This is a genomic window from Microbacterium sp. NPDC097977, from assembly GCF_040302605.1.
Lineage (GTDB): Bacteria > Actinomycetota > Actinomycetes > Actinomycetales > Microbacteriaceae > Microbacterium.
The window spans coordinates 1-11,314 of sequence record NZ_JBEOUR010000088.1 but is presented as its reverse complement, the minus strand read 5'-3'; the positions used below and the strand labels follow the sequence as shown (position 1 = coordinate 11,314).

Below are 11,314 nucleotides of genomic sequence, written 5' to 3'. Positions count from 1 at the left end.
TCACGGCGGATTCGCCCACCACGATTCCGTTGTCGCCGGATACCTAGAGAGAGCGGCCGCACGAGGCGTTCACGTTGTTGGCGGGCGCCAAGTAGTCGACGCGGATATCTCAGTCGGATCGGTGACTTCGGTCACGCTGAATGACGGCACCCGCATCGGTTGCGGCACGCTCGTCAACGCGGCGGGCGGCGATGCTCCCTCGATTGACCGAATGCTCGGAATCGAGCTAGGCATTACCTCAGCGCGGCTGGAGATGATCGTCACCCAACCCGTGAAGCCTTTCCTCGGCCCGGCAGTCGCAGCGCTCGAGATGCTCGGGTACTGCCATCAGACGATGCGTGGCGAGTTCGTCGGTGGCACCGAACTCGCCCACGTTGACGAAACGACGAGCCTGCGTGGCACCTGGACGATGGTCCGGGACATGGCAACGAAGTTCACCCGACTGTTTCCCGCATTAGCGGGAGTGCGGCTGCTGCGGCACTGGGCAGGCACCGTCAGCCAGACTCCCGACCTCGCCCCAATCCTCGGACCAGTTCCCGAGCTCGAGAACGTGGTGCTCTCCGTCGGATGGGTGTACGGCTTCATGGGCGCGCCAGCCGCCGGCGAACTTCTCGCCGCTTACATCGACACCGGAAGGCGCGACCGCCGCATCGCCCCCTTCAATATCGAGCGTGTCCGCGAGAAGCGCTGGATCACCGAGGGATCCCTCGTCGTGGAGCAGACAGCATGAGCGACGACACGATTGTCTTCACGTTCGAAGGACGGCAACTCACCGGCCGCCCCGGCATGAGTATCGCTGCCGCGCTTGCGTCTCACGATGTCCGAACTCTAAGTCGCGGCGTGAAGTACCACCGCCCGCGCGGTTACACGTGCGGCTTTTCCGCGTGCGGAGACTGCCCTCTCAACGTCAACGGGCTCCCGGGAGTCGAGTCCTGCTCCACCGAGCTGGAGCAGGATGACGTAGTGAAGCGCGAGCTCGGATGGCCGAACACATCCTTCGACATCTTCCGCGCGGCTGACTTCATCGCGAAGTGGATTCCAGCAGGCTTCCAATTCCGCCTGTTCACTCGCTCACCACGTCTGAGCAGGCTCTCCGGACGTGCCCTCAAACACCTCGCGGGAGGTGGACGCTTTCCCTCGCCCAACGCGGTCCGCGCGGCGCGCGCGGTCAGGGTCGAGCGGGTCGACGCGGACGTCGTCGTCGTAGGAGCGGGCGCGAGCGGCCTTCAGTCCGCGCTCTCCGCGGCAGAGATGGGACGGTCCGTGCTTCTCGTCGAGCGGGCGATTCCGACCGCGCGCGCCGATGTACGCACGGAAGAGGTCATCGGCGTCGACGGCTCGAGCGGCCCTCGGTCGAACGCAATGGCCTCGCTACGCGCCGCGGTCGGCGACGACTCGCGAATCCGTACGATCTCCGGGGTGGCTTTCGGCGTCCTCGACGACACGGTGCTGGTGAATTCCGGGAGGACCCGCTGGGAGATCGCAGCAACCCATCTGGTCGTAGCGACAGGCGGATACGAGACGGCTCCGCTCTTCCGGAACAATGACCGCCCCGGAATCTACCTTGCAGACGGCGCGCTGAAACTGCGTCGAGAGACCGGACGTCCGCTCGGGCAGCGCGTCGTGATCGCGACCGACTCTGACCGAGGGTACGAAGTAGCCGAGGCGTTGCGGAATCAGGGCGACACCGTCGCGCGCATCCTCGACACCAGGAGCAACATAAGCCGCACGCACGCTGCCGCCGAATCTGGGACGCAGCTGATCCGCGTCAGAGGCTGGGGTCGGGTGAAATCCATCGTCTACCGTCGTGCCGGCAGCCGAGTCGCCGTCCGAGCGGACGCGCTCGTGCTCGCGTTTCAGAGACGGCCCGCCGAAGAGATCGTCCTCCAAGCGATGTACGCAGACGAAGAAGGCGCGGACGGGATGGCACTCACCGTTGTCGGCACCGCTTCTGGCGACCACACCTCCGACCTGCGTCGCACGACCACCACTATCCGCCAAACTCTTCCAGCATCCGTCGCACACCCGAAGTCCGCTGTCTCCCTCCAACACCCAACACAGAAGTGAGGACTGCAATGAATCGCATGAAGCTACTCAGCACCGTCGCCATCGTCGCCGTCGGAGCGCTCACGCTCGTCGGCTGCGCCTCCGATAGCGGAAGCCCATCTTCCGAACCCACCGAGCTCACCGTGGTGAGCTACGGCGGTGCCTATCAAGAAGCCCAGTCGGAAGCATTCTTCGCACCGTTCTCCGACGACACCGGAATCACTGTTACGGAGGACAGCCCGACCGACTACGCGCAGCTGCGCACGATGGTCGAGAATGGCCGCCCCACGTGGGATCTTGCACTCGTTGCCAACGACTTCGGAACGGAGGCGGACGCCGACTACCTGGAGCCCATCGACTACGACAAGATCGACAAGTCCGCGCTCGTTGACGGCGCCGCCCAGAAGTACCGCGTCGCTGCCGACATCGAAGCAAGTGTCATTGCCTACCGGTCAGACGAGTTCACGACGGCGCCGACCTCATGGGCCGATCTCTTCGATACCGAAAAGTTCCCCGGCAAACGCATCTTCAGCAAGCTCGTCTCCGGCGGCGTGCTGGAGGCCGCACTGCTCGCAGACGGTGTCGCACCCGATGACCTCTGCCCGCTCGATGTCGACCGCGCGCTCGAGAAGCTCGACACCATCAAGGACGACATCGTGTGGTGGGATACCGCCGCCCAGTCGCAGCAGCTCCTCGAATCCGGCGAGGGTGCCATCGGTCTGGTCTGGGTGGGGAGAGCAGTAGACGCGGGCAAGCAGACTCCCATCACGATCAACTGGGACACGTGGCTCCAGGTCGACGCCTACTGGGTCATCCCCAAGGGAGCGCCCGGTGCCAGCGCCGCTCAGGACCTGCTGGCCGCCGCGCTGCAGAAAGACCCGCAGCTCACATTTGCAGGCCTCTCGGACTACGGCCCGGTGAATGCCGAAGCAGCCGAGGATCCCTCTGTGACAGCAAACGAGAACCGTCCGACCAACCACCTGGACACCCGGGTGGACATCGACGACGACTGGTGGGGCGCGAACGCGCAGGACGTTGACAAGAAATTCCAGGCATGGCTGGTCAGCTAGGAAACCAAGCGCGGACAACTCGGCGAGCAGGATGGTTCCTCATCCTGCCCGCCGGGGCCTTCGCCGCCATCTTCTTCATCGTGCCGCTGATCCTGATGATCAGCACGAGCTTCCGTGACGGTGCGGACACCTACGCTTCCGTCTTCACTTCACCGGTGTATGGCACGGTCTTCCTGAACACCATCCGGACAGCGGTCCTGACGACCATCGCCTGCGCACTCATCGGCTACCCCTTCGCGTACGCGCTGACCCGATCAGGACCGGGCATCCGGCTTGTGCTCCTCGCGGTCGTGCTGTTGCCATTCTGGACGAGCCTGCTCGTTCGCAGCTTCGCGTGGGTGGGTCTCCTGCAAGACTCGGGCCTCATCAACCAGGCCCTGATTGCTCTCGGCCTCACCCAGGAACCGCTCGCGCTCATCCGGACGCCGCTGGGCGTGCTGATCGGCATGGTGCACGTGCTTCTGCCCTACATGGTGCTGCCTCTCATCACGACCATGGGGCAGATCGACCCGTCCGCGCTTCGAGCCGCGTCCAGCCTCGGCGCCGGACCATGGCGCCGGTTCGCTCGCGTCTTCCTTCCCCTCAGCATGCCCGGACTCCTGTCCGGAGCGATCCTCGTGTTCGTCCTATCACTCGGCTTCTACATCACCCCCGCGCTTCTCGGCGGCGTGGACAGCACGATGATCGGCGAGACCATCGTCAACGAGGTCACTCGGTTCGGTCCAGTCACGGCCAGCGCGCTCGGAATGGTTCTCCTCGCCGGGGTTCTCATCTCGCTCGCCCTTCTGCTGGGCGTGCGCTCATTGCGACGCAAGGAAGGCATCTCATGAGCCGGATCACTGTTCGTCACGCCGTGCTCGGAGTGTTCGTCGCCTTCGTTGCCTTGTTCCTCATACTGCCGACGCTCATCATCATCCCCATCTCGTTCAATGATTCGTCCACGCTCGGCGTTTTCAGAGACGGGTGGACAGCGCAGTGGTATCAGAACCTCGTGACTGATCCTTCGTGGGGTCGCGCAGCCCTTACGAGCCTGCAGGTGGCTATAGGCACAACGATCTTGTCTACGGTGCTCGGCACCGCGGCGGCGATGGGAATCCAGCGCCTCCCAGAGCGCGGGCGTCTCATCGTGCTCGGGATTCTCCTGAGTCCGCTCATCATCCCTCCAGTCATCATCGGGATCGGGCTCTATGTGCTCTACCTGCGGTGGTACCTCGACGGGACCCTCCCGGGCCTCATCGCCGCCCACACCATCCTGAGCGTGCCCTTCGTGGTCGTCACCGTCTCCGCGAGCCTCAGCCAGGTCGACCCGGTGTTCGAGCGAGCTGCCGCCAGCCTGGGTGCCTCACCGTGGGTGCGTTTCCGACGCGTACTCCTGCCGTTGATGGCACCCGGAGTATTTGGCGGCGCGCTATTCGCCTTCGTCAGTTCCTGGGACGAAGTCGTCATCTCGATCTTCGTGACCAACGCGAGCACCCGTACACTCCCCGTGCTCATGTGGAGCCAGGTGCGCACGCAAGTCACGCCCACGCTCGCCGCCATCGGCGTCCTTCTCACCGTGCTTTCGCTCATCGCACTGGTTACGACCCGCCGCCTCACTAAAGGACAGAGATAATGAGCAGCACCGACAAGCCGCGACTCGAACTCCGCAACGTCACCAAGCGCTTCGGCGATTCCATCGCGGTCGACGACGTGACCCTGTCTCTCGAACCCGGCACATTCCTCACGATGCTGGGGCCGTCTGGGTCAGGTAAGACGACCACCCTGAACATCATCGCCGGTTTCTTGGATGCCGACTCGGGATCCGTAGAGCTCGGCGGCCGCGACCTCACCCGCCTCGCCCCCTACAAACGCGACATCGGCGTGGTCTTTCAGAACTACGCGCTCTTCCCGCACCAGAGTGCGCTACAGAACGTCGCCTTTCCCTTGGAAATGCGCGGGGTCCCGCGACGCGACGCTCGCCGTCGCGCGATGGAGGCACTCGAGATGGTAGAGCTCGGCAAGAGGGCGAATCGTCTGCCTAAGCAGCTTTCCGGCGGGCAGCAACAGCGTGTGGCCTTGGCGCGCGCGATGGTGTTCGAGCCCGACCTGCTGCTCATGGACGAACCGCTCGGAGCGTTGGACAAGAAGCTCCGGGAGACCATGCAGATCGAGATCATGAGACTCGGCCGTCAGACCGCCTCCACCATCGTGTACGTCACGCACGATCAGGAGGAGGCCCTCGTGATGAGCGACCAGATCGCCGTGTACAACGAAGGACGCATCGTGCAACTGGGAACAAGCGAGGACCTCTACGAGCGGCCGCAGAACCTCTTTGTCGCAGACTTCATCGGCGAGTCCGTGCGCTTGCCATGTGTTCGCGAAGCCGGGGGAATGTTGCAAGGTGATGGATGGGCGTGCGCGCATGTGGGCCAGGACTACGCCGAGGGCCGCGACGCCGTTCTTGTCATCCGCCCAGAGCGGATGCGGCTGGAGGCCTCCGCGTCGTCCGACAGCCCGGAGGGCCCCAGCGTGCGGGGGACCGTCTCTGAGGCGATCTACATCGGGAACGCGGTGAAGTACCTCATCTCTACCCTCAACGGTCAGGAGATCGAGGTGCGGGTCGACCGCGCGCGCCCGACCGACGCAATCCGACCAGGAGACACGGTGACCGCGAGCTGGGATCCACGCGACGCGACCCTCGTATCGGGGCCGATCCCGGTGCCGGCGACCACCACAACGACGGTCGCGGCTCCACGTCACGGCCGCCAGGCGCGATGATGCCGAACGTGCCCGACGCGGTCCGCAATGGTGACTTCGGATTCTGGGTGGCGCACGGGACCCAGGCTCCACCCCTGACGCCTAAGTTGACGGAGAACCTCGATGCCGACGTCGCCATTGTGGGTGGCGGATACTCGGGGTTATGGACAGCGCTCGCTATGAAGCGGTTCTCGCCCTCCTCGCGAGTGGTCGTCCTTGAAGCCGAAGAGCTCGGACGGGGAGCCTCCGGACGGAACGGCGGATGGCTATCGGCGAAGACGGTCGGAATGCGCGACGTACTCGCCAAGACCGCCGGACGGGATGCGGTCAAGGAAGTCGACGGACTTCTGGAGCAGGCAATGCACGACATCGTCCAGCTGATGACCGACAACAGCATCGACATCGACGCCGAGCACGGCGGGTGGCTGCAGATCGCTCGCACAAAGGCCGAGGCCGCCCGCCTGCAGGCGTCTCTGCGCTCGTACCGCTCTTGGGGCATCAACGAGGATCACCTACGTTGGCTGGACTCACGCGAACTGGCCGGAGAGATCGACATCTCGCACGGGGTGGGGGCGCTCAGCTCACCAGACTGCTATCGCATCAACCCGCTGAAGCTGCTCTACGGAATGGCGGGTCTCGTGCTCGCGGCCGGAGTGGAGATCTTCACCCGGAGCCGAGTCACCGACATCGCCCCTGGCCGGCTGCAGGTAGGACAATCCACGGTTACGGCTCGGTCCATCGTCATTGCCACGGAGGGATACACCGTGGAACAGCCCGGGCGGCGGCGGGACGTACTTCCACTCAACAGCGCGATGATCGCCACCGCCCCTCTTCCCGAGTCGACGTGGGCGAGCATCGGTTGGGAGTCGCGGGCTGGAATCTCCGGTGCCGCGCACACGTACTTCTACGGCCAGCGCACAGCTGACAACAGAATCATCATCGGCGGGCGGGGCAAACCGTACCGCTTCGGTTCGCGAACTGACCATCGCGGTGAAGTAGACACCTCTACCATCCACGCGCTCGAATCGATGCTCGCCGGGCTCTTCCCGAATGCGAACACGCTCGCCGAGTATGCATGGTGCGGGGTGCTCGGGGTGCTGCGCGACTGGAGCCCGATTGTCGAGGACCACGGTGACGGGATTTACGAGATCGGAGGTTACGCGGGCCAGGGAGTGACTGCGGCGAAGGTCGCCGGTGACAGCGTCGCTGCCCTCATCACGGGCACTGATATCCCTGAGCGTCGCATACCTTGGATCCGGTCTCGTCCCCGCAAGTGGGAGCCGGAGCCGCTTCGCTGGATCGGTGCAAATGGTCTTTATCGCGCGTACGCCGTCGCGGACTGGCACGAGGCAGCGCGCGGCGGCGACCGCACCTCTCCGATTGCGAGGATTGCGGATCGCATCGCTGGCCGCTGATCCCGCTCTCGGTGTCCTCAAGGGCGGAGAGAGATGGCGTTCGAGGACCGGTAGCTCGCAATCAAGGTGCGAACAGGGGGTGTGTAGCCATTCGGCTTCACACCCCCTGCTCTTCCCGAATCAGCGCAGAGGCGTAATGCCCTGAGCTCCGTGGGGGAACGTGGCCAGCACCGCGGGGTCGATGTTCAGGTGCGCGGCGACGAGCTGCGGCGGCACATGCGAGAGCCAGTTCGCGAGCGAGATCTCCTCATACCTGTCGGTACGGAACACCTCGAGGAACTGCAGCACATCGTCACCGGTGTTCTCGATGTAGTGCCCGAAGTTCTTCCGCACGACACCCACGTCGCCCGCACGGAAATCGGTCGTGTTCGCATGCGGGCCGGTGTTGAACACGGTCATGCGGGCGGAGCCGCGCAGGTAGTACTGCCATTCGTCGGCGTTCGGGTGCCAGTGCAGCTCCCGCATCGACCCCGGCTCGACCGTCACGAGCGCTGCAGCGACCGTGCTCGAGTATGCGTAGTTGGTGGAGTCGGCGATCTGGATGGATCCGCCGGAGTTCTCATACAGCGGCTTCGACCGCGAGAGGCGGAAGATGACGGGCTCCATGCCCCACTCGACGCCCGCGGCGGTCTGGTCGATATCGAGGGCGGGCGGTTCTTCGCCGGGGAAGATCCAGAGGTTGTGCAGGGGGATGTCGGAGAAGACCTCCTGGGCGACGCCGAAGTTCTTCGCGAGGACCTCGGGCGGGGTGTGGGCGAACCAGTCGGTCAGCAGCAGTGTGTTCGACTCCGACTGGTCGCCGTCATCGAACGCCAGCACGAACTCCGCGCCGTCGGGCCCGAGTCCCTGCAGGGAGTGCGGGGTGCCGGCGGGGAAGAACCACAGGTCGCCTTCCTCGACATCTTCCACGGCGGGGAGACCCGACCTGCTGAGAGTCGTCACGCGCGCCTTGCCGCGGGTCATCACGGCCCATTCGGCGGTCTGGTGCCAGTGCAGTTCGCGGATGCCGCCGGGCTCGAGGTACATGTTGACCCCGGCGATCTCGTCGGAGATGTGGAAGTCCTGCTTCGTGAGCTCCCGCGCCCACCCGCCGCGCTGCACCCGGCGGGGTGAGATGTTGAACGACGACCAGAAGAACGGCTGCGTGCTGATGTCCGTCGCCGGCGCGTGCATCTGATTCGGGAACTGCGACTCGATGACCTCGTTCTGCGGACCGGTCATCGTGTTGCTCTGCGGGCGGTCGGCGATGTTCACCTCCCCCTCCTGTGGCAGATCGGGGTTACCCAGCGAGGGGACTTCGTGACCCACCTCGGGGCTCTCGGACGTGTCCATGTAGTGCTCCTTCGTGACGATTCCGGACGGTACTGAGGAGTCTGCCGAGCGGGGAGCTCCGACCGCATCGAATCGTGACGAATGCTCACTCGACTCTCGTCGCAAGGGAGTCAGCGCAATCGGCATTTTCATGAATACGCACCCACTCAGGAGGCCCCATGACGCAGTCAGTCCCCACCCTCACCCGCCACTACCCTCTGTTGGAGACGGCTCCGGCAGCGGTCGCGCTCGCTCTCGTCTCGGGGCTTCTCAACGCGTGGACGTTCGGGCAGGTGGGCACGTTCGCGACCGTCCAGTCGGGAAACCTGCTGTCCATCGGCTACTTCATTGCCGAGGGCAACCAGGGACGTGTGCTCCTCGCAGCGACCAGTGTCCTCGTCTTCGCATTGGGTGCGTTCGTCTGCAGTATCTACGTTCTGTGGCGCGCACGCGAGGACAAGCCGTACTCCGCCGAAGTCCTCGTCTTCGAAGTCGTGGTCGTGGCACTCCTCGCGGCACTCACCGCGACAACGGGCCTCAGCCCGTGGGCGGTCGCATGGGCGGTCAGCTTCATCGCGGGTGTCCAGGGCAATGCTTTCCACCGCGAGACCGGCATGCTCTACGGCAACATCGCCGTGACCTCCGTCGTCCAGATGGCCGCAAGCCTCGTTGCCCGGGCTGTGGGCCGACGAATATCCGACGACGGTGAAGCGCACATGCGACCTGCCGGCGCCTACGTAGCTGTACTCATCGCTTTCGTGGTCGGTGGCGGCACGGGCTTCGCCATCGACGAGCTGTGGTCCGGAGCGTCGCTCGCTGCCGCCGCAGCCGTTCTCCTCATCTTGTTCATCGCGGCATCGTCGGCGCGTGGCCCCATCGACCCAACTCAGAACAACCCCACCCCCTGAAAACGAGAAGGAGCACCCCATGACCACCACCGACGCGAACACCCCCGAGTACCAGAACGTGCCCATCGGAACCGGACAGACGGGCCAGCGAAGCGAGTTCGACAGCATGGGAACTGTCGACGTTCCCGCCGAACGCTACTGGGGCGCACAGACGCAGCGTTCCCTGCAGCACTTCTCCATCGGCCACGACCACATGCCCATCGAGGTCTACCGCGCGTACGGCGTCGTGAAGAAGGCCGCGGCACTCGTGAACGAGAACGCCGGGCGTCTCGCCCCCTGGAAGTCGAAGGCCATCGTCCAGGCATCCGACGAGGTCATCGCCGGCGACCTAGACGAGGAGTTCCCCCTCTACGTCTGGCAGACCGGATCCGGCACGCAGAGCAACATGAACGTCAACGAGGTGATCTCCAACCGGGCCATCCAGCTTCTCGGTGGCGAGCTCGGCACCCAGGAGCCCGTGGGCCCGAACGACGACGTCAACATGGCTCAGTCCAGCAACGACTCGTTCCCCACGGCGATGCACGTCGCCGCGCTGACAGAACTCGACGACCGGCTGCTGTCGAGCCTGCGGGCACTGCACGCAGAGATCGAACGCAAATCCAAGCAGTGGATGGACGTCGTGAAGATCGGCCGCACCCACCTCGAGGACGCTGTTCCGCTGACCGTTGGACAGGAGTGGTCAGGCTACGCGGCGCAGCTGGAATCGGGTATTCGCGACATCGAACACAGCCGTGACGATCTGCTGAAGCTCGCCCTCGGTGGAACCGCTGTCGGTACAGGCCTGAACGCGCCCGAGGGTTTCTCGGTGCAGGTCGCGGCGAAGATCGCCGAGCTGACAGGCAAGAAGTTCGTCACCGCCCCAAACAAGTTCGAGGCGCAGGGCTCGCTGGACGCGATGGTCCGCGCTCACGCGGCGCTGCGCGGACTTGCCGTGTCGCTGATGAAGATCGCCAACGACATGCGCTGGCTCGCCTCCGGGCCGCGGACCGGGTTCGCAGAACTCGTGCTCCCGTCCAACGAACCGGGCTCGTCCATCATGCCGGGCAAGGTCAACCCGACCCAGTGTGAGGCAATCGTGATGATCTCCATCCAGGTCATCGGAGACGACGCCGCTGTGGCATTCGCGGGCTCGCAGGGCAACTTCGAGCTGAACGCGATGCGCCCCATCATCATCAACAACTTCCTCCACTCCGCGCGGATCCTCGGCGACGGGATGGCGAAGTTCCTCGAATACTCGGTGTCGGGCACGGAACTGAACGAGAAGAAGATCAGCTCCTACGTCGGCGAGAGCCTGATGCTTGTGACAGCGCTCAGCCCTGTCATCGGATACCAGAACGCTGCCCACATCGCAGAGGACGCCCTGGCGAAAGACCAGACGCTTCGCGAAGCGGCGCTGGCATCCGGCAAGGTCACCGCCGAGCAGTTCGACTCCATCGTCGTGCCGGCCGGCCTCGTCGGTCGCGGAGTCGGCGGAGCCTGATGCAGCTGCACAATGACGCCGACGCGCTGGCGACGAGGCACGACCTCATCGCCAGCGCGTCGGCGACGCTCCAAGCCTCAGGCGAGTCCACCTCGGTAACGCTCGCCGCCGTCGACCGGATGAACCACGGCCTGGGTACCGATGTGGAGCTCGTTCCGGCCTGGACGTCTGTGACGCTCGCCGAACGCGGCACCGGCGTGGCCTCGGATCCCCGCATTGTTGTCGCGCCCCCGACCGGAATCGCCATGAATGCCGTCGCCACGCTCATGCGAGCAATCGACAAGGTGGGTGCCGGATCGGCGAGCGAGTCCGATCTTGCGACGGCACTTGCCGAGGCGAAGAAGATGC

11 protein-coding genes are annotated in these 11,314 nt (G+C 64.8%); 10 read left to right on the top strand and 1 reads right to left on the bottom strand.

Translation table 11 applies throughout. The features are described 5' to 3' along the window. The 7 genes from ABTZ43_RS15255 to ABTZ43_RS15225 all read left to right on the top strand — a co-directional run. Window positions 1-730, top strand: a 730-nt coding sequence (locus ABTZ43_RS15255; protein WP_350539415.1) for an NAD(P)/FAD-dependent oxidoreductase, incomplete at its 5' end; no start/stop codon positions are given. Further along, window positions 727-2,067 (top strand): 2Fe-2S iron-sulfur cluster-binding protein, encoded by a 1,341-nt coding sequence (locus ABTZ43_RS15250; protein ID WP_350539414.1) that lies wholly within the window; start codon window positions 727-729, stop codon window positions 2,065-2,067. The genes ABTZ43_RS15255 and ABTZ43_RS15250, both read left to right, overlap by 4 nt. 17 nt (window positions 2,068-2,084) lie before the next feature. Then, window positions 2,085-3,116, top strand: coding sequence for an extracellular solute-binding protein (locus ABTZ43_RS15245; protein ID WP_350539413.1), 1,032 nt, complete (start codon window positions 2,085-2,087; stop codon window positions 3,114-3,116). Then, window positions 3,101-3,946: an ABC transporter permease gene (locus tag ABTZ43_RS15240; protein ID WP_350539412.1), complete on the top strand. Its 846-nt coding sequence runs from the start codon at window positions 3,101-3,103 to the stop codon at window positions 3,944-3,946. Before ABTZ43_RS15245 ends, ABTZ43_RS15240 begins: the two co-directional genes overlap by 16 nt. Further along, window positions 3,943-4,728: an ABC transporter permease gene (locus ABTZ43_RS15235; RefSeq protein ID WP_350539411.1), complete on the top strand. Its 786-nt coding sequence runs from the start codon at window positions 3,943-3,945 to the stop codon at window positions 4,726-4,728. The genes ABTZ43_RS15240 and ABTZ43_RS15235 overlap by 4 nt, the downstream gene beginning before the upstream one ends. Beyond that, window positions 4,728-5,873, top strand: coding sequence for an ABC transporter ATP-binding protein (locus ABTZ43_RS15230; protein WP_350539410.1), 1,146 nt, complete (start codon window positions 4,728-4,730; stop codon window positions 5,871-5,873). The genes ABTZ43_RS15235 and ABTZ43_RS15230 overlap by 1 nt, the downstream gene beginning before the upstream one ends. Window positions 5,874-5,881: 8 nt before the next feature. Continuing rightward, window positions 5,882-7,267: an NAD(P)/FAD-dependent oxidoreductase gene (locus ABTZ43_RS15225; protein WP_350539409.1), complete on the top strand. Its 1,386-nt coding sequence runs from the start codon at window positions 5,882-5,884 to the stop codon at window positions 7,265-7,267. 120 nt (window positions 7,268-7,387) lie between these two features. On the opposite strand, the gene ABTZ43_RS15220 is transcribed toward ABTZ43_RS15225, so the two are convergent. After that, window positions 7,388-8,599, bottom strand: coding sequence for a cupin domain-containing protein (locus ABTZ43_RS15220; protein ID WP_350539408.1), 1,212 nt, complete (start codon window positions 8,597-8,599; stop codon window positions 7,388-7,390). 158 nt (window positions 8,600-8,757) lie between these two features. Here ABTZ43_RS15220 and ABTZ43_RS15215 point away from each other — a divergent pair, with 158 nt between their 5' ends. From ABTZ43_RS15215 to ABTZ43_RS15205, 3 genes are all read left to right on the top strand, one after another. After that, entirely contained in the window at window positions 8,758-9,486 is a 729-nt protein-coding gene (locus ABTZ43_RS15215; protein ID WP_350539407.1) for a DUF1275 family protein, read from the top strand. Window positions 9,487-9,505: 19 nt separating this feature from the next. Continuing rightward, window positions 9,506-10,966, top strand: coding sequence for a class II fumarate hydratase (gene fumC / locus ABTZ43_RS15210; protein ID WP_350539406.1), 1,461 nt, complete (start codon window positions 9,506-9,508; stop codon window positions 10,964-10,966). After that, window positions 10,966-11,314: hypothetical protein (locus ABTZ43_RS15205; RefSeq protein WP_350539405.1), on the top strand; the 349-nt coding region annotated here is incomplete at its 3' end. The genes fumC and ABTZ43_RS15205, both read left to right, overlap by 1 nt.